This is a genomic window from Paracidovorax cattleyae, from assembly GCF_900104515.1.
GTDB lineage: Bacteria > Pseudomonadota > Gammaproteobacteria > Burkholderiales > Burkholderiaceae_C > Paracidovorax > Paracidovorax cattleyae.
The window spans coordinates 47,784-64,952 of sequence record NZ_FNJL01000005.1; the positions used below are offsets into that span (position 1 = coordinate 47,784).

Sequence of the window (17,169 nt, forward strand, 5' to 3'; positions counted from 1 at the left end):
CCGCGGTCTGGCAGCCGCCGCGGATGGCGGGCGGGGCTCTCTTGCACCCGTCAGCGCGCGGCCTCCGGCGCACCGTCGAGATGCCAGCACCCGTCCTCCCAGGTCCAGGCCACCTGCGGCGCCAGCGCCTGCAGGAAATGCCGGTCGTGCGACACCACCACCATCGCCCCGGTGAACGATGACAGCGCTTCCTGCAGCGCCTGCACCGCGCGGGCATCCAGGTGATTGGAGGGCTCATCCAACAGCAGCAGCTGCGCCGGCGCTCCACCCCACAGGGCACAGGCCAGCGCCGCCCGCACGCGCTCGCCGCCGCTGAGGCTGCCGGACGGGCGCAGCACGCGGTCCGCCCCCAGGCCGAGCTGCGCCAGGCGCGTGCGCAGTTCCGCCGTGGGCAGCGGCGATTCCGCCAGCGCGAGCGCTTCCATCACACTGTGCTCCGGCGGCAGCAGGGCCCCGGCATCCTGGTCCAGCCAGACCGCACGCACCAGACAGTCAACGCGGCCCGCCGCCGGCGGCACGTGCCCGGCCAGCATGCGCAGCAAGGTGCTCTTGCCGCAACCGTTGGGCCCGGTCACGGCGATGCGCACCGGCCCGCTCCAGACCCCGTCGAGCGGCGCCTGTGGCCCGAACGGCGGCACCGCCCCCTCCAGCCGCAGCACCGGCTTGCCCGCCGGGACAGCGCTGGCAGGCAGCGGCAGCGCCACGGTGGCCTCCGCGCCCACCCGGGCGAATGCCTCGCGCACGGTGTCCTGCAGTTGTTCACGCGCCTGCTGCCGGCGCACGTCCTCCCGCCCCGCATGCGCTTCGGCCTGGTCCTTCATGCGGTCCAGCACCAGGGGCGACTGGTTCGCCACCCGGCGTGCCGCGTCCCCGAGCGCATTGCGCCGCGCCTGGGCCTCCTGCTGGCGGCGCAGGTCCCGCAGCGCGCCATCGCGCTGTGCACGCGCCTGCCGCAGCGCTTCGTGCGCGGCCTGGGTCTCTGCCGCCTTCTGCGCGGCATACGCGCTCCAGCCGCCACCGTGCAACCGCAGGCCGCGCGATGACAGTTCCGCGATGCGGTCCGCGCCCTCCAGCAGCACCCGGTCATGGCTTGCCACCAGCACGGCGCGCGGCCCGCCACGCCCGACATCCAGCGCCTGCTGCAGCCAGCGCCGTGCTTCGCCATCCAGGTGGTTGGTGGGCTCGTCCAGCAGCAGCACCTCGGCCTGCGAAAAAAAGGCCCCGGCCAGCGCCACGCGCACACGTTCTCCGCCGCTGAGGTGGTTGGCATCGGCATCGCCCTGCAGGTGGCCGAGCCCGGCATCCTCCAGCGCCTGTCGCCAGCGGGCCGGCCAGTCCCAGCGGCCGTCCGCCAGAAGCAGGTCCTCGGCGGTGCCCTGGCCGCACTCCAGCCGCCACAATGCCTCCAGCTCGCGGTCGAGGCCTGCCAGCGCGGCCAGGGTCGCGCCCGGCGGATGCTGGCCCACGGCCCGCAATGTCCCCGTGCACAGCACATTGCCGGAAGACGGCTGCACAGCGCCGGCCGCGATCGACAGCAGCACGCTCTTGCCCACGCCGTTGTCCCCCACCAGGCCGGTGACGCCGGGCGGCAGGCTCAGCGTCGGCGGCTCGGCCCACAGCGGTTCGCCACCTGGAGTGCACCACTGCACCTGGCGCAACTGCAGCCATGCGGCCGCCCCCTCCACGCCACGGGAGGACAAGGTCGGGTCGGAAAAGGAAGAGGCAGCGCGCGCTGCGCTGCGGGAAGAAAGCGGGCGTCTGCCCGCGTTGAAGGTCGCCATGCCGGGCACTCCAAACCATCGTGATCGGCCACCCCGCAACGAGCAAGGGGTGGAACGGATGGGAAGGGGCTCACAGGCGCATCGGCGGATACCTCGACAGAAAAGCGAAAAGGAAGGCAGGCGGCCTCGACAGCCTCGAGCGAGGACTATACGTCGGCACCAGGGACTTCAGCAAGTTGCTTTATATGAAACTGATTACGGATAGTACAATTCAGATATCCATTCCAAGGAGACAGCCATGAGCGCACTGCCCCGCCCCGATCTGGCCACCCTGCCCGCGCCTGCCGCGGTGCAGCAGCTGCACCACTACGCCTACCGGGCACGCGACGCCGAGGAAACGCGGCATTTCTACGAAGACATCCTCGGCCTGCCGCTCTACCACATCATCCAGAGCGACTACGTGCCCAGCACCGGTGAGTACTGCCCCTACACCCACTTCTTCTTCCGGCTGCGGGACGGCTCCTTCATTGCCTTCTTCGACCTGGGCGACGACGTAAAGCCCGAGCCCTCCCCCAACACACCTGCCTGGGTCAACCACATCGCCTTCCGCGTCGATACAGTCGAGGAACTGGAGAACACGAAGGCCCGCCTGCAGGCGCACGGCGTCGAGGTGCTCGGCGTGACCGATCACCACATCTTCAAGAGCATCTATTTCTTCGACCCGAACGGCATCCGGCTCGAACTGGCTGCCCAGCTGGCCGACGAAGAGCACATGGCCAAGGACAGCAAGGTGGCCCATCAGCGCCTTGCCGAATGGGCGGCCCGCAAGGAACAATGGCGCCGTGAGCGCGCCGAAGGCAGGTCGGCAGCCCCGCTCAAGCCCCAGTCCAACGACCGGCCGGAGTACGTGCCGGGCACCTCCACCTGAAACAGGCACCCAGGCCGGCCTGCCGCACGGCCGGTGCGGTACCGTAGACGGGACGCAGCCGGAACTCAGCCTTCGGCCTGGTGCATGCGCATCACCTGGTGGCGCTGCCAGTAGGCACCCACCACGGCCTTGAACCGGTCCTTCTCGGACCGCATGCCCGCCAGCGCGATCCTGGTCGTGCGGTGCCGCAGCAAGTGCTTTTCAGGGTGCGTGACCACCAGCGCGTTCGTGAACGCGCTCTCGCTGAACCGCAGCGCCTTCACGGCGTCCCAGGGCACATGCTGGTCGCCCCGCGTGGCACGGATGCCGTCGATGCTGACCTCCCCCGTATTGCCGCCCCTGACCCCGAGAGACTACGGTGGAAAGTACTGCAGCACGATCGCCCGCTCCGCATCGTTCGCGGGCTCGTAGCGGTAGGCCAGGCTGCGTTCGTGGTTTTCCGCGAAAGCCGCCTCGTACTCCGGCCACAGCCGCGCCTCGATCGCCTCCACCGTGAGGATCTCCTGTGCCCAGGTGGATGCCGGCGCACGCTGCACGATGGCGCCGTAATCGGCCTCGTCCAGCAATACTCCCACGCGCCCGATGCGCTCGGGAATGGGCGGATGCGAATCGAAGGGATGCAGCACGAGGGCCGAGCGCATGGCCTCGGCAAAACCGGGCGACTCCGCATAGGGCCCCAGCCCCTGCGCGATGAAGCCCGCGATGCCGAGCGCCTGGCCGTGGCGCTGGTCCCGGCCGAACAGGTCCTCCTCGATGCGGTGCCGGTACTGCGCGTAGGCGGCAATCTTCACGAGCGACCGGGCGATGCCCTCGGGCGACACCGCCTCCGCGGCCGTGCGGTCGGCCCGGAATTCGCGCTCGCGGCTGTCCCGCGCGAGGGCAATCTCGAAGATGGTTCGGTAGAGGATGAGCAGCGGCGACGCCAGCGCCGACAGGCCACCCTCGCGCACCGCATGCAGGTAGTGGTCGAACTGCACCAGCTTGGGGCCCAGCCGGGCGCTGCTGCGCGTATCGCCGCCGCCCAGGTGGGCCAGCTCGTGCGCCAGCACCGCATCGGCCTCGTGCTGGTCCAGCACCCGCAGCAGCGGAAGGCTGATGAACAGCGAGCGGCCCGTGAGTTCGCGCCCCTGCACCGTCAGCGGCGCCTCGGTCACGAAGAAATTGGCATCGATGCCGCCCACGATGTGGCGAGGAGGCTCCGTGCCCAGGCGCGCGGCCAGGGCACGCACCCGCTGCCGGAGCTGCGGCGCATCGGCTTCGGCGATGGTCTCGCCCGTCACCGCATTGTCCCGCGGCAGCCTGCGGAAGATCGCCGCCACGGCCAGGTAAACGGCCACGGCCATGCCCAGCGCCACCACGAGGATGAGCTTGGGCGAGTACCTGTGGAAGAAGACCGCCGGCACCCAGAACGCCAGCCACGTCAGCATGGCGCCCTGCACGACCAGCGACATCGCGATCGCCCACGTGGTGAGCCGCCATACCGCCACGAAGCTCGCATGCTGCAGCGGCCGGTTCACGAACGCCAGCGCCCCCAGCCCGAGCACGGCGAACAGCAGGGCGCCGCCAGCCGCGAGCGTCGCGGCTGAAAGACGGCCGGCCAGGTCGGGCGGCCCCCTCCGGGCCGCCGCCGGTGGCGGAGCCGCGAATTATTCGCAGCCGGTGCGGCGCGGTCCACCGCCAGCACGTAACAAAACGAGACACCGCCCGCCGCACGCTCCGGAGCCGGCCCGTAGAATCCCCCGTTCAGCCCATTCCCCACGCGACAGCGCCTCTTTCCGGAGGCGCCGCACCTCCCTCGTTTCCACGCCCATGAGCTCGCCCCTGCACCAGCCCGGCCTTGAAAGCCTGTCCAAGTCCTTCGAACCCTCCGCCCTGGAAGCCCGCTGGGGCCCCGAGTGGGAGCGCCGGGGCTACGGCGCGGCGGGCTACCGCGGCACCGGCGCGCCGGACGCCGGCGCCGCGGCCCGCGGCGAGAACTTCGCCATCCAACTGCCGCCGCCCAACGTGACCGGCACGCTGCACATGGGCCATGCGTTCAACCAGACCGTCATGGACAGCCTGGCGCGCTACCACCGCATGCGGGGCCACAACACGCTGTGGGTGCCGGGCACCGACCACGCCGGCATCGCCACGCAGATCGTGGTGGAGCGCCAGCTGCAGGAACAGGGCGTGAGCCGCCACGACCTGGGCCGCGAGGCCTTCACCCGCAAGGTCTGGGAATGGAAGGAAAAGAGCGGCAACACCATCACCACGCAGATGCGCCGCCTGGGCGACAGCGTGGACTGGAGCCGCGAATACTTCACCATGGACGACAAGCTCTCGAAGGTCGTCACCGACACCTTCGTGCGCCTTTATGAGCAGGGCCTGATCTACCGCGGCAAGCGGCTCGTGAATTGGGACCCGGTGCTGCAGTCCGCCGTGTCCGACCTGGAAGTGGAAAGCGAGGAAAAGGACGGTTCGCTCTGGCACATCGCCTACCCGCTCACGGATGGTTCCGGCAGCCTCACGGTGGCCACCACGCGGCCCGAGACCATGCTGGGCGACGTGGCGCTGATGGTCCACCCCGAGGACGAGCGCTACACGGCCCTGGTCGGCAAGACCGTCACCCTGCCCCTGGTGGGCCGCGAGATCCCCATCATCGCCGACGCCTACGTCGACAAGGAATTCGGCACCGGCGTCGTCAAGGTCACGCCCGCGCACGACCCCAACGACTACCAGGTAGGCCAGCGCCACGGCCTGGCCATGATCGTGGTGCTGACCCTGCAGGCCACCATCAACGAGAACGCCCCCGAGAAATACCGCGGCATGGACCGCTTCGTGGCCCGCAAGGCCATCGTGGCCGACCTGGAAGCGGCAGGTGCCCTGGTCGAGACCAGGAAGCACAAGCTCATGGTCCCCATCTGCACCCGCACCGGCCAGGTCGTGGAGCCCATGCTGACCGACCAGTGGTTCGTCGCCATGGGCGAGGTGGGCAAGGGCGACCCGACGGGCAAGTCGATCGCGCAGAAGGCCATCGATGCCGTGGCCTCCGGCCAGGTGCAGTTCGTGCCCGAGAACTGGGTCAACACCTACAACCAGTGGATGAACAACATCCAGGACTGGTGCATCAGCCGCCAGCTCTGGTGGGGCCACCAGATCCCCGCCTGGTACGACGAGGCCGGCAAGGTCTACGTGGCCCGCAGCGAGGCCGACGCCCAGGCCCAGGCCGGCGCGGGCGCCAGGCTCACGCGCGACGCCGACGTGCTGGACACCTGGTACTCCTCCGCGCTCGTGCCCTTCTCGTCGCTGGGCTGGCCCGAAGCGCTGGACGACACTTCCGCCACGAAAGACTACGACCTCTACCTGCCCTCCTCCGTGCTGGTCACGGGCTACGACATCATCTTCTTCTGGGTCGCCCGGATGATCATGATGAGCACGCACTTCACGGGCCGCGTGCCGTTCAGGCACGTGTACATGCACGGCCTCGTGCGCGATGCCCAGGGCAAGAAGATGTCCAAGTCCGAGGGCAACGTGCTCGATCCGGTGGACCTGATCGACGGCATCGCGCTCGAGCCCCTGCTGGAAAAGCGCACCACCGGCCTGCGCCGCCCCGAGACCGCTCCCCAGGTGCGCAAGAACACGCAGAAGGAGTTCCCCGAAGGCATCCCCGCCTACGGCGCCGACGCGCTGCGCTTCACCTTCGCCGCGCTCGCCAGCCTGGGCCGCAGCATCAACTTCGACAGCAAGCGCTGCGAGGGCTACCGCAATTTCTGCAACAAGCTCTGGAACGCCAGCCGCTTCGTGCTGATGAACTGTGAAGGCCATGACTGCGGCCTCTCGGACCACACCCAGGCCGACTGCGACGGCGGCTACCTGCAGTTCAGCCAGCCCGACCGCTGGATCGTCTCCGTCCTGCAGAAGGTGGAGGCGGAAGTCGCCAGGGGCTTCGAGGACTACCGTCTCGACCACGTCGCCCAGGCCATCTACGAATTCGTCTGGAACGAGTTCTGCGACTGGTACCTCGAGATCGCCAAGGTGCAGATCCAGACCGGCAGCGAAGCACAGCAGCGCGCTACCCGCCGCACGCTGATCCGCACGCTGGAAACCATCCTGCGCCTCGCGCACCCGCTGATCCCGTTCATCACCGAGGAACTCTGGCAGAAGGTCGCGCCGGTGGCCGGACGCGAGGGCGCGTCGGTCAGCGTCGCACCCTATCCGCAGGCGCAGCCCGAGCGCATCGACGAGGCCGCCATCGCCCATGTCGGCCGCCTCAAGGCCCTGGTCGATGCCTGCCGCACGCTGCGCGGCGAAATGAACGTGTCCCCGGCCACGCGGCTGCCGCTCTACGCCGTCGGCGACGCCGATTTCATGCGCGCGGCTGCCCCGGCACTGCAGGCCCTGGCCAAGCTCAGCGAAGTCAAGGTGTTCGACGACGAAGCCACCTGGGCCGTCGCCGCACAGGCCGCGCCCGTGGCCGTGGTCGGCGAGGCCCGCCTGTGCCTGCACATGGAAATCGACGTGGCCGCCGAGAAGGCACGTCTTTCCAAGGAGATCGGCCGCATCGAGGGCGAGATCGCCAAGGCGCGCGGCAAGCTCGCGAACGAAGCCTTCGTCGCCAAGGCACCGCCGGCCGTCATCGAGCAGGAGCAAAAGCGCGTCGCGGACTTCGGCGCCACGCTCGAGCGCCTGCGCGACCAGCTCGCGCGGCTCGGATGAGCCGGGAAACCGCACGTCGTGGTGCTCCGCGCTGGCGGGGCGCCATGGGTACCCATGGGTGTAACCAGGTGCAGTTTCGGTTGAAGGCCTGCGGTGGCGTCCCCACCCTCCTTCGACAATGATCCAACTTCGAACCGAGGAATCTTCAATGAGCGACAACTCCGCGATCCGCAAAGCCGTCTTCCCCGTGGCCGGGCTGGGAACCCGATTCCTGCCCGCCACGAAGGCATCCCCCAAGGAGATGCTGCCGGTGGTGGACAAGCCGCTGATCCAGTACGCCGTCGAGGAAGCCTATTCGGCCGGCATCCGCCACATGATCTTCGTCACCGGCCGCAGCAAGCGCGCCATCGAGGATCACTTCGACACCGCCTACGAACTCGAGAACGAACTGGAAACCGCCGGCAAGAACGACCTGCTGCAGCTCGTGCGCTCGGTCGCGCCCAACGACATGGACTGCGCCTTCGTGCGCCAGCCCCGCTCGCTCGGGCTGGGCCATGCCGTGCTCTGCGCCGAGCCGCTCGTGGGCCGTGAGCCCTTCGCCGTGCTGCTCGCCGACGACCTCATGGTGGGACCTCCCGGCGGCCAGCCCGTCATGGCCCAGATGGCGGCCGCCTTCCGCAAGCAGGGCCGCTCGCTGCTGGCCGTGCAGGAAGTGCCGCAGGACCAGGTGCGCCGCTACGGCATCGTGGCCGGCGAGCCCGCCGGCGGCCCGCTGATCCGCATCGAGCGCATCGTCGAGAAGCCGGCCCCTGAAGACGCGCCCTCGCGCATGGGCGTGGCCGGCCGCTACATCCTCACGCCGGGCGTGTTCGACGAGATCCGCAACCAGCCCCAGGGCGTGGGCGGCGAGATCCAGCTCACCGACGCCATCGCGCGCCTCATGTCTCGCGAAGCCGTCTATGCCTTCCGCTACGAAGGCAAGCGCTACGACTGCGGCAGCAAGGAAGGCTTCCTGGAAGCCACCGTCGAACTGGCCCTGCAGCATCCCCAGGTGGGCGCCGCCTTCCGCGAATACCTCAAGACCGTGGAAATCTGAGGCTCGGACTGGGCCGGCACCCGCTGCCATCGGAAAAAAGGCGCTCCCGGGGAGCGCCTTTTTGCTGGTCTCGCCGCCCCGTCCGCGGGGCGTGGCCGCATCCCGGGCAGCCCGACTCAGCGCCGCCGCAGCACGTGAGTGTATTCCTCGCCCGCCGTGCTCTGGTCCAGCAGTTCGTTGCCGGTCTGCTTGGCGAACGCCTGGAAGTCGCGCAGCGAGCCGTTGTCGGTGGACACCACCTTGAGCACCTCGCCGCTGGCCATGGAAGCGAGCGCCTTCTTGGCTTTCAGGATGGGCAGCGGGCAGTTGAGCCCGCGGGTGTCGATTTCCTTGTGGATGTGCATCGTCGTCGGCTTCCTGGCGAAGAGAGAAAGAATTCTAGAGCGGCCCGGGCCGCGCTACGCCTGCCGCCGGGTCTGAGGCAGCATCTGCTGTCACCGAGAGGATAGGTGCAGGCGCAGTCACGGGCGCCTCGCTGCGCTGGCCCGGCCATTCCATGAAGGTGGGTTCGATGCCGAGTCCGCGCAGCCAGTCGGCCAGCGCCTGGCCCGTGCCGGCGGGCCAGCACCGCAGGTTCTCCGGCGCGATCAGCCGGTAGTCCACCAGTTCGGGCGAGAGCCGCACCGTGCCGTGCGCCACCGCATGGTAGGCCACGATGACCTGGTTCATGCGCTGGAAGTCATACACCCCGATCAGCGAGAGCTCGCTCACGTCGAGGTTCGTCTCTTCCTTCACCTCGCGCACGATGCCTTCCTGCGGCGTCTCGCCGGCCTCCATGAAGCCGGTGATGAGCGCAAACGCCTTGTGCTCCCACGCGGCATTGCGCGCCAGCAGCACGCGCCCGTCCAGCTCGACGACCGCAGCCAGCACCGGCGTGGGATTGTTCCAGTGCGTCCAGCCGCAGGCCGGGCAGCGCAGGCGCTGCCGCTCCCCGCCGTCCTCCAGGGCCGTGACCCAGGCCAGCGGCGTGGCGCACTGGGTGCAGAAACGCGGTTCGGAGTGCATGGTGCAGTTGCCGGCCGGGCCGCTCAGGCGGGAAACACCCCGGTGGACAGGTAGCGGTCGCCCCGGTCGCACACGACGAAGACGATGGTCGCATCCCGCTCGCGCCGCGCGATCTCCTGCGCGGCCCAGCAGGCGCCCGCCGCGGAGATGCCCGCGAAGATGCCCTCCTCGCGCGCGAGGCGGCGGCACATGTCCTCGGCATCGTCCTGGCCGACATTGATCGTCTCGTCCACCGCGCGCGGATCGTAGATCTTGGGCAGGTATTCCTGCGGCCACTTGCGGATGCCCGGAATGCGCGACCCTTCCTTGGGCTGCGCACCGATGATCTGGATGGCGGGGTTCTTTTCCTTCAGGAAGCGCGACACGCCCGTGATCGTGCCGGTCGTGCCCATGGCGCTCACGAAGTGCGTGATGCGCCCGCCCGTCTGCTCCCACAGCTCGGGCCCGGTGGTTTCGTAATGGATGCGCGGATTGTCCGGGTTGGCGAACTGGTCGAGCACCACGCCCTTGCCCTGCCGCACCATGGTCTCGGCCAGGTCGCGCGCATATTCCATGCCGCCGCTCTTGGGCGTGAGGATCAGCTCCGCGCCGAACGCCTTCATCGTCTGGGCACGCTCCACCGACAGGTCTTCGGGCATCACCAGCACCATCCGGTAGCCCTTGATCGCCGCCGCCATCGCCAACGCGATGCCGGTATTGCCCGACGTGGCCTCGATGAGCGTGTCACCCGGCTTGATCTCCCCACGCTCCTCCGCGCGCCGGATCATGGACAACGCAGGGCGATCCTTCACGGAACCCGCCGGGTTGTTGCCCTCCAGCTTGCCCAGCACGACCGTGCCGCGCTCGGCGTTCTCCCGCGCGCCGATGCGCTGCAGGGCGACCAGCGGCGTGCGGCCGATCGCGTCTTCGATGGTGGGATAGGAGGGGGAAGGGGTGGTAGCCATAGCCCCCTACTGTGCCATAATCCCGGGCTTCCTTCTTCGCGTCGCCCGGGTGGTGAAATTGGTAGACGCAGGGGACTCAAAATCCCCCGCCGCAAGGCGTGCCGGTTCGATTCCGGCCCCGGGCACCATGGCTGCAGCGCCATGGTTCTAGCGCGTTTTCCGCATTCAATTTCGCGCGTTCCGTACAGCGCCCGACTGGGTACGGTTTCCCCTACCACTTCTTGAAACCCTGCTTGGCTAAGAGCCCAGCAGCGTGCACCGTGCTCTCTGACGCCAACCCGCCGCGGATCGGTTCGGGCGGTGCGGGTTGCCGGTGCCATCGCTTCTCTACAAGCTCTTGCTCGATCCGACACGGGTAAGAGTTGGGCCCGCTGGCAGTAAAGCGGACCTAGCGCTACAGTGTCGTGGCCGATTTCGCTCAACGATGTAGAGCAGAGTACGGGTTAGAACTATCCTCTAAAGGTAGGTACTTAACTCAAGGCTACCCGTCGACAGAGCCGTGCGGCATCACCCAACGGCGAGGCCTCACTACAAAAACAGATCCATACAAGTACTTAAGGGAGGGACATGGACACCCTTACAAGGGCGGAGGCTGAGGCAATCCTGTCAGAGCCCCACTACTGCGAAGACGCATCGCCGGACGACTGGGTGCTCTTGGAACGACCCAAGGGAGCATTTAGTTTTGAACTGGGGCTACTGAATTCGAGAGGTGAGAACGCAGGGCTCGTGGTGGCGATCCATTTCTTCCGCCAGCCGACCACACGTCTCATCACCATCAAGATGACGGTGTTCAAACAGCATCGCAAGCAGCCACCGGCCAGGGTCTATCAACTCCAGATTACGGCCAAGAGTTACTGTCCAGACGACTGGCACGACGAAGCCCATGAGCACTTCGGAGATGGACGCGATCCAGTCCCACAGTGGAGAGAGTGGCGGTCCTTTCCTGATATCCTGAAATTTTTCTCCCATCGAACCAACATCCAGTTCCGCCCTCCACTTGAGGACCCCGAATACCTGAGGCTCAAGCCATGATCTGCAGCAACCTACTCAAATTAACCGGATTTGCTTGCCACCCCATTGACGAGCAGGGTTCGCTTGCGCAGATTGTGACCCCGTTTTCTTTTGCTGATGGTGACCCTTTTCCTGTGTACGTTGAGACGTTCAGCAATGATGTTCATCGGTTCTTTGACGATGGGTTGACGTTGCTCCATTTCATGGGACGCGGCATGAAATTCGAGTCTGGGCACAAGTTGCGGTTCTTGAGCAACATTGCGAGCAAGCACGGTGCGACCCTCAACGAGGGTGGAGTGCTAGAGGTACTGTCTAAAGCGTCGCAGCCCGCAGAAGCGTTTGCGCGGTACATAGCGTGTTTGGTAGCAATCACGACCTGGGAAGAAGAGCACCAAGGCGTAGATGCTGATGGGTCAGCTTTCGCTACCATGGTGGCGCATGCACTCATGCAACTCCACCCTGAGCAGGAATTGGAGCAGCGGCCTAGCTATGTCGGAAGCTCAGGAAAGCGGCATGAACTGGACTTTAAGATCGGTGGGACGGGATACGTCGCAGTCAAGCCATCGCCGCAGTCGGCAGCTCCGGCACTATACAAACTGGTGGATATAACCAACCGCGAAAGCAACGCGCATGAATCCCTCGCCGTCGTGGTAGACGACAGGTTCGATCAGGAAGGGGCGAAAAGTACCCAACAGGTTTTTAGAGGCATTGCGAGCCGGGTCATCGGCTATAGCAAGATTGCACCTCCAGAGCCTTCTGTAGTTCAATAAGCATTCTTACCCATCCACAGAGCCCGTCTCGCGCGGGCTTTCTTTAGGCTTCCACCGGCCCAGCGTCGTACGCGCCCATCAACGCCAAGAAAGAAAACTTCGATACTCTGCAATTTGCCACCCGCGCACCATCCAAGCGCCACAAGATCGCCAAATTAAAGCAGCGCCAAAGCAGTGCTCACCGCGACCACTTCCGCTCGGCCTTCGGCTCCACCGTGATATCCACTTGCTTCTGCACTTCCGGCCGGCCGGTACGGGGATTGGTGTCCACCACATCCTCCAGCGTGATCTTGCTCACCTCGGCCTGGGTGTCTGTCTCCAGATCCTCCAGCACCTCACCCACCCGCTTCTCTGCGGCATCCACCTGTTGCTGCGTGGCGGGAGACGGGGTGGTGCGAGACAGCATGGCGGAGTTCCTTGGCAGAGAGACGGAAGGAAGGGATTGGGGCCGTCAGGACAGAACCTGTGCAACGGCCGAAGAGCCCGTCAGCCACCCGCAATGGGGAGGCAGATCGGCCGGCTCCGGTGGTGGCGCCGGAATGTCGGGCTCGACGGGCTGGTCGCCCTTGTCGGCAGGGGAGCGGTGCAGGGAAGGCATGGGGAATGGGAGCGAGGGAGAGCTAGGACGTAAGGGCCTGATCAGAATCCACTCATGACGGATGCCGCGAAGTAGGCGATTCCCAGGCTGGAGAAAAGCACGAATCCGGCCACGACAGTCAGCATTTCTTTCATGTTCGTCCTTCAATGGGGAACATTGCCCGGCCGGGGTGGATGCGAAACGCATCGACATGGCGCCACGGCCGGCGCAGAATTCCTGGAGAACGGCTGGTGGCAATGCCGCCCGAACCGCCTCCACTACGGCCCGCCGCGGGACGATCCGTCACCGGGCCTGGCCACTCGTTTTCAATCTCCGGGCACCTGCCGGAGGAGGGGAACAATTCCCGTCTCATGCAGGCACAGCCGATACTGTATGAAAACCCCGAATTCCGCGGTGTAGGACGAATGCCGGTTCGGTGTCGGACGGGTGGGCGGAAAAGAAAAAGCCGGGGTGCGCCCCCCGCCTGGCGCACGGCGGCGGGTCAGCCTTCCTGGCGGCGGATGACGGCGCGGCCGCTGTCGGTGATGACCAGGTCGCCGGTGGCGTTCTTCGCGATGTAGCCGCGCTCGTAAAGGCGGCCCGACAGGTGGTGGCGCAGCGCCGCCGGCACGCTGATGGCGCGGCCGATCTCCAGTTGCTTGAGGGCTTCGAGCTCATCGACGGTCGGGTCGAAATGGGGGGCGTGGTAGGTGCCGCTCGTGTGGTTTTGCATGTGCCGGTACTCCTTGTTGTGACGATGGGCAGGGAAACAGAGCCTGCAAGCGCCTGCTCTACAGCAGGCAGGTACAGCCTAGCCCGGGGTGGCAGCCGATGCAACCGGACAGGGTGCCGCCCGAGTCAAGTCGCGGCCATGTCCTGCAACCATGCGGCAAAGGCCGAGACGACAGGAGACTGAGGCTGCGCGGGGGTGACGAAGTAGTAGCCCCGCCCTCCCCGCGGCGGCCGGTCGCAGGCCGGCACGAGTTCGCCCCGGGCGCGCTCGGGCTCGATCAGCATCAGCGGCACCAGCGCCACGCCCAGGCCGTGGGCGGCCGCCACGGCGGACATGGAAAAGAGTTCATAGCGCGGGCCGTCCAGGGCGTGCTGGGGAGCGTGGACGCCCATGGACTCGAACCACTGGCGCCATGCCAGGGGCCGCGTCGTCTGCTGCAGCAGCGGCAATCCCGCCAGGGCTTCCGGCGGCAGGGGCCTGCCGTCCGGCAGCAGCGACGGGCTGCAGACGGGCGCCACGTCTTCCTGCAGCAGCCACATGGCCTGGGTGCCGGGCCAGTTGGCCACCTGCTCGGGCGTGCCGGCGTAGAGGGCCGCATCGAAGCCGGCGTCCGAAAAAAGGAAGGGCCGGACCTGGGTCTCGATGTGGACGACGATGTCGGGATGCCGTTGGGCCAGTTGCGGCAGCCGGGGCATCAGCCAGCGGGTGGCGAACGTGGGCACGGCGGCGAGCCGGATGGAGCCGCCCTGCCCCTGGTGGGCCATGACGTCCAGCGTGTCGCGCTCCAGCCCTTCCAGCCAGCGCCCGACCTGCGCAGCATAGTGGGTTCCGGCAGGCGTCAGGGCCACGCCGTGGCGGGTGCGGCGGAACAGGGCCACGCCCAGGAATTCCTCCAGCGCCATGATCTGCCGTGATACGGCGCTTTGCGTGAGGAACAGCTCCTGGGCCGCGCGCGTGTAGCTTTCGTGGCGGGCGGCAGCTTCGAAGCAGGCCAGGGCCTGGGTGGACGGCAGGGTGCGGCGCATGGGGGAATGCTACACAGGTATTCCATAACTTCATTTCTGGATGCAACTTCATCGCTTGCCGCAGCCCATCTGCAAGGCATAGCATCCACGCATCCCGAGTGACATGCCGAACCGGCAAATCACATCCTTCGCCCGATTTCAGGAGACACACCATGGCCCGCCCTGCCGCCTTCCACTGGGAAGACCCCTTCCTGCTCGACCAGCAGCTCAGCGACGACGAGCGCATGGTGCGTGATGCCGCAGAGGCCTACTGCCGCGACCGGCTGGCGACGCGCGTGCTCGAGCAGTTCCGCCACGAAAAAACCGATACGGCCATCTTCCGCGAGATGGGCGAGCTGGGCCTGCTGGGCCCGACCATTCCCGAGCAGTACGGCGGCCCGGGCCTGAACTACGTGGCCTACGGGCTGATCGCGCGGGAGATCGAGCGGGTCGATTCCGGCTACCGCTCGATGGCAAGCGTGCAGAGCTCGCTGGTGATGGTGCCGATCTTCGAGTTCGGCACCGAGGCGCAGAAGCAGAAGTACCTGCCGAAGTTGGCGAGCGGCGAATGGATCGGCTGTTTCGGCCTGACCGAGCCCGACCATGGCTCCGACCCCGGCAGCATGGCCACGCGCGCCTACAGGACCGCCGGCGGCTACAAGCTCAAGGGCAGCAAGATGTGGATCACCAACAGCCCGATCGCCGACGTGTTCGTCGTCTGGGCCAAGGAGGTGAGCGAGGCCGGCGCCGTGGGCCCGATCCGCGGCTTCGTGCTGGAAAAGGGCATGCAGGGTCTGACCGCGCCGGCCATCCACGGCAAGGTGGGCCTGCGCGCCTCGATCACCGGCGAGATCGTGATGGACGACGTGTTCGTACCCGAGGAAAACGCATTCCCCGAGGTGCAGGGCCTGAAGGGCCCGTTCACCTGCCTGAACAGCGCGCGCTACGGCATCGCCTGGGGCGCATTGGGCGCGGCCGAGTTCTGCTGGCACACGGCGCGCCAGTACACGCTGGACCGCAAGCAGTTCGGCCGACCGCTGGCCGCCAACCAGCTCATCCAGAAAAAGCTGGCCGACATGCAGACCGAGATCGCCATCGGCCTGCAGGCCTGCCTGCGGCTGGGCCGCATGAAGGACGAAGGCACGGCCGCCGTGGAGGCCACCTCCATCATCAAGCGCAACAGCTGCGGCAAGGCGCTGGACATCGCCCGCATGGCGCGCGACATGATGGGCGGCAACGGCATCAGCGACGAGTTCGGCGTGGCACGGCACCTGGTGAACCTGGAGGTGGTCAACACCTACGAGGGCACGCACGACGTGCACGCGCTCATCCTGGGCCGCGCCCAGACGGGCATCGCCGCGTTCGCGAACTGACGGCGCCATGCACGCGGCGCTCCCATCCGTCTCTTCGCCCGCCCCTGCACCCGCGGGCGGCGCGCTCGCCGGCATCCGGGTGCTCGACCTCTCGCGCGTGCTGGCCGGGCCATGGTGCACCCAGGTGCTGGCCGACCTGGGCGCGGATGTGGTCAAGGTCGAGCGCCCCGGCCTGGGCGACGACACGCGCCAGTGGGGCCCGCCGTTTTTGAAGGACGCCCAGGGCCGCGAGACGGACCAGGCGGCCTACTTCACGGCCTGCAATCGCAACAAGCGGTCCATCACGATCGACATGGCCCACCCGGAAGGCCAGGCGCTGATCCGGGACATGGCACTGCGGGCGGACGTGGTGGTGGAAAACTTCAAGGTGGGCGGGCTGAAGCAGTACGGCCTGGACCACGCAAGCCTGCGGGCCCTGAACCCGCGGCTCATCTACTGCTCGGTGACGGGTTTCGGACAGGACGGCCCCTATGCCGCGCGGGCCGGCTACGACCTCATGGTGCAGGCCATGACCGGCCTGATGGACATCACCGGCCGGGCGGACGGCGAACCGGGCGGCGGCCCGCTGCGGGTGGGCGTGGCGGTGATCGACCTGTTCACGGGCCTGTATGCCAGCAATGCCATCCTGGCGGCGCTGCATGCCCGCGACAACGCGGCCACCGGCACCGGCCAGGGCCAGCACATCGACATGGCGCTGCTGGACGTGGGCATGGCCGTGCTGGCCAACCAGGCCGCCGGCTTCCTGGCCACCGGGGAATCACCGCGGCGCCAGGGCAACAGCCACCCGAGCCTCGTGCCGTACCAGGACTTTCCCACGGCCGACGGCGCCATGCTGCTGGCCATCGGGAACGACGGCCAGTTCGCGCGCTTCTGCACGGCCGCCGGGCAGCCCGCGTGGGCATCGGACCCACGGTTCAGCACGAATACGCTGCGCGTGCGGCACCGCGCCGAGCTGGTGCCGCTCGTGGAGGCCGTGACCCGCACGCGCACCACCGCGCAGTGGGTCGCGCTGCTGGAGGACAAGGCCGTGCCCTGCGGGCCGATCAACAGCATTGCCCAGGCTTTCGACGACCTACAGGTGCGCGCGCGCGGGCTCGCCGTGGAGCTTCCGCGCCGGCCGGACGGCAGCGCAGGTGCGGATGGCATCGCCAGCGTGCGCGGCGTGGCCAGCCCGCTACGGCTGTCGGCCACGCCGCCGGTGCTGCGCAACGCGCCGCCCGCCCTGGGGCAGCACACCGAAGAGATCCTGGCGAACCTGGGGCTGGACGCGGCGGCCGTGGCACGGTTGCGCGACGCGGGCGTGGTGTAGCAGCCCGGCTGCAGGCGGCGGCGAGGGGCTCAGAGGTGTCGGCACCCGCATCCGGGGGATCGG

The 17,169-nt window shown here is 67.6% G+C and carries 17 protein-coding genes and 1 tRNA gene; 8 read left to right on the plus strand and 10 right to left on the minus strand.

What is annotated here, in order from left to right:
- Window positions 1-50: 50 nt before the first annotated feature.
- Window positions 51-1,700 carry an ABC-F family ATP-binding cassette domain-containing protein gene (locus BLR05_RS05310; RefSeq protein ID WP_225978929.1) on the minus strand — a complete coding sequence of 550 codons (1,650 nt, stop codon included), beginning with the start codon at window positions 1,698-1,700 and terminating at the stop codon, window positions 51-53.
- 319 nt (window positions 1,701-2,019) lie between these two features.
- Here BLR05_RS05310 and BLR05_RS05315 point away from each other — a divergent pair, with 319 nt between their 5' ends.
- A complete protein-coding gene (locus tag BLR05_RS05315) occupies window positions 2,020-2,649 on the plus strand; it encodes a VOC family protein (RefSeq protein WP_092832780.1) in 630 nt (209 codons plus the stop codon).
- A gap of 65 nt (window positions 2,650-2,714) precedes the next feature.
- Here the strand turns inward: BLR05_RS05315 and BLR05_RS27825 are convergent, their stop codons facing one another.
- Window positions 2,715-2,927, minus strand: coding sequence for a hypothetical protein (locus BLR05_RS27825; protein ID WP_491896660.1), 213 nt, complete (start codon window positions 2,925-2,927; stop codon window positions 2,715-2,717).
- A gap of 75 nt (window positions 2,928-3,002) precedes the next feature.
- Window positions 3,003-4,193 carry a M48 family metallopeptidase gene (locus BLR05_RS05320; RefSeq protein ID WP_491896661.1) on the minus strand — a complete coding sequence of 397 codons (1,191 nt, stop codon included), beginning with the start codon at window positions 4,191-4,193 and terminating at the stop codon, window positions 3,003-3,005.
- Between the two features lie 265 nt (window positions 4,194-4,458).
- Between BLR05_RS05320 and BLR05_RS05325 the strand changes: the two genes are divergently transcribed.
- Together BLR05_RS05325 and galU are read left to right on the plus strand one after the other, a co-directional pair.
- Window positions 4,459-7,344 carry a valine--tRNA ligase gene (locus BLR05_RS05325; protein WP_092832781.1) on the plus strand — a complete coding sequence of 962 codons (2,886 nt, stop codon included), beginning with the start codon at window positions 4,459-4,461 and terminating at the stop codon, window positions 7,342-7,344.
- A 148-nt stretch (window positions 7,345-7,492) separates the two neighbouring features.
- Complete coding sequence (gene galU, locus BLR05_RS05330; RefSeq protein ID WP_092832782.1) at window positions 7,493-8,380, plus strand: UTP--glucose-1-phosphate uridylyltransferase GalU; 888 nt, start codon at window positions 7,493-7,495, stop codon at window positions 8,378-8,380.
- Between the two features lie 116 nt (window positions 8,381-8,496).
- Here the strand turns inward: galU and BLR05_RS05335 are convergent, their stop codons facing one another.
- Genes BLR05_RS05335 through cysM form a run of 3 tightly spaced genes read right to left on the minus strand, consistent with a single transcriptional unit; the run spans window position 8,497 to window position 10,329 of the window.
- Window positions 8,497-8,724: a sulfurtransferase TusA family protein gene (locus BLR05_RS05335; RefSeq protein ID WP_011795115.1), complete on the minus strand. Its 228-nt coding sequence runs from the start codon at window positions 8,722-8,724 to the stop codon at window positions 8,497-8,499.
- 34 nt (window positions 8,725-8,758) lie between these two features.
- Window positions 8,759-9,385 (minus strand): NUDIX hydrolase, encoded by a 627-nt coding sequence (locus BLR05_RS05340; protein WP_092832783.1) that lies wholly within the window; start codon window positions 9,383-9,385, stop codon window positions 8,759-8,761.
- A 23-nt stretch (window positions 9,386-9,408) separates the two neighbouring features.
- Window positions 9,409-10,329 (minus strand): cysteine synthase CysM, encoded by a 921-nt coding sequence (gene cysM / locus BLR05_RS05345; protein ID WP_092832784.1) that lies wholly within the window; start codon window positions 10,327-10,329, stop codon window positions 9,409-9,411.
- A 43-nt stretch (window positions 10,330-10,372) separates the two neighbouring features.
- Between cysM and BLR05_RS05350 the strand changes: the two genes are divergently transcribed.
- The 3 genes from BLR05_RS05350 (at window position 10,373) to BLR05_RS05355 (ending at window position 12,110) form a co-directional block, all read left to right on the plus strand.
- Window positions 10,373-10,457 (plus strand) — tRNA-Leu (locus BLR05_RS05350).
- Between the two features lie 439 nt (window positions 10,458-10,896).
- A complete protein-coding gene (locus tag BLR05_RS25710; protein ID WP_143015863.1) occupies window positions 10,897-11,361 on the plus strand; it encodes a hypothetical protein in 465 nt (154 codons plus the stop codon).
- Window positions 11,358-12,110, plus strand: a complete 753-nt coding sequence (locus BLR05_RS05355) for a DUF1828 domain-containing protein (RefSeq protein ID WP_092832785.1) — start codon at window positions 11,358-11,360, stop codon at window positions 12,108-12,110. The genes BLR05_RS25710 and BLR05_RS05355 overlap by 4 nt, the downstream gene beginning before the upstream one ends.
- A 178-nt stretch (window positions 12,111-12,288) precedes the next feature.
- On the opposite strand, the gene BLR05_RS05360 is transcribed toward BLR05_RS05355, so the two are convergent.
- The 4 genes from BLR05_RS05360 to BLR05_RS05370 all read right to left on the minus strand — a co-directional run bounded on the left by BLR05_RS05360 (window position 12,289) and on the right by BLR05_RS05370 (window position 14,445).
- A complete protein-coding gene (locus BLR05_RS05360; RefSeq protein WP_092832786.1) occupies window positions 12,289-12,516 on the minus strand; it encodes a hypothetical protein in 228 nt (75 codons plus the stop codon).
- Window positions 12,517-12,561: 45 nt separating this feature from the next.
- A complete protein-coding gene (locus tag BLR05_RS26470; protein WP_167361200.1) occupies window positions 12,562-12,708 on the minus strand; it encodes a hypothetical protein in 147 nt (48 codons plus the stop codon).
- A gap of 481 nt (window positions 12,709-13,189) precedes the next feature.
- The gene (locus BLR05_RS05365; protein WP_092832787.1) at window positions 13,190-13,420 is read right to left on the minus strand and encodes a hypothetical protein; all 231 of its coding nucleotides are present in this window, start codon (window positions 13,418-13,420) and stop codon (window positions 13,190-13,192) included.
- A gap of 125 nt (window positions 13,421-13,545) precedes the next feature.
- A complete protein-coding gene (locus BLR05_RS05370; RefSeq protein ID WP_092832788.1) occupies window positions 13,546-14,445 on the minus strand; it encodes a LysR substrate-binding domain-containing protein in 900 nt (299 codons plus the stop codon).
- A 152-nt stretch (window positions 14,446-14,597) separates the two neighbouring features.
- On the opposite strand from BLR05_RS05370, the gene BLR05_RS05375 reads away from it, so the two are divergent.
- Together BLR05_RS05375 and BLR05_RS05380 are read left to right on the plus strand one after the other, a co-directional pair.
- Window positions 14,598-15,797 (plus strand): acyl-CoA dehydrogenase, encoded by a 1,200-nt coding sequence (locus BLR05_RS05375; RefSeq protein WP_092832789.1) that lies wholly within the window; start codon window positions 14,598-14,600, stop codon window positions 15,795-15,797.
- A gap of 7 nt (window positions 15,798-15,804) precedes the next feature.
- Window positions 15,805-17,106, plus strand: coding sequence for a CaiB/BaiF CoA transferase family protein (locus tag BLR05_RS05380; protein WP_092832790.1), 1,302 nt, complete (start codon window positions 15,805-15,807; stop codon window positions 17,104-17,106).
- Window positions 17,107-17,169 lie beyond the last annotated feature (63 nt).

Coding starts and splice junctions, on each gene's coding strand:
- cysM (WP_092832784.1), bottom strand. CDS start 10,329: ATGGCTACCACCCCTTCCCCCTCCTATCCCACCATCGAAGACGCGATC.
- BLR05_RS05380 (WP_092832790.1), top strand. CDS start 15,805: ATGCACGCGGCGCTCCCATCCGTCTCTTCGCCCGCCCCTGCACCCGCG.
- BLR05_RS05340 (WP_092832783.1), bottom strand. CDS start 9,385: ATGCACTCCGAACCGCGTTTCTGCACCCAGTGCGCCACGCCGCTGGCC.
- galU (WP_092832782.1), top strand. CDS start 7,493: ATGAGCGACAACTCCGCGATCCGCAAAGCCGTCTTCCCCGTGGCCGGG.
- BLR05_RS05325 (WP_092832781.1), top strand. CDS start 4,459: ATGAGCTCGCCCCTGCACCAGCCCGGCCTTGAAAGCCTGTCCAAGTCC.
- BLR05_RS05375 (WP_092832789.1), top strand. CDS start 14,598: ATGGCCCGCCCTGCCGCCTTCCACTGGGAAGACCCCTTCCTGCTCGAC.
- BLR05_RS05365 (WP_092832787.1), bottom strand. CDS start 13,420: ATGCAAAACCACACGAGCGGCACCTACCACGCCCCCCATTTCGACCCG.
- BLR05_RS05335 (WP_011795115.1), bottom strand. CDS start 8,724: ATGCACATCCACAAGGAAATCGACACCCGCGGGCTCAACTGCCCGCTG.
- BLR05_RS26470 (WP_167361200.1), bottom strand. CDS start 12,708: ATGCCTTCCCTGCACCGCTCCCCTGCCGACAAGGGCGACCAGCCCGTC.
- BLR05_RS05370 (WP_092832788.1), bottom strand. CDS start 14,445: ATGCGCCGCACCCTGCCGTCCACCCAGGCCCTGGCCTGCTTCGAAGCT.
- BLR05_RS05360 (WP_092832786.1), bottom strand. CDS start 12,516: ATGCTGTCTCGCACCACCCCGTCTCCCGCCACGCAGCAACAGGTGGAT.
- BLR05_RS25710 (WP_143015863.1), top strand. CDS start 10,897: ATGGACACCCTTACAAGGGCGGAGGCTGAGGCAATCCTGTCAGAGCCC.
- BLR05_RS05355 (WP_092832785.1), top strand. CDS start 11,358: ATGATCTGCAGCAACCTACTCAAATTAACCGGATTTGCTTGCCACCCC.
- BLR05_RS05315 (WP_092832780.1), top strand. CDS start 2,020: ATGAGCGCACTGCCCCGCCCCGATCTGGCCACCCTGCCCGCGCCTGCC.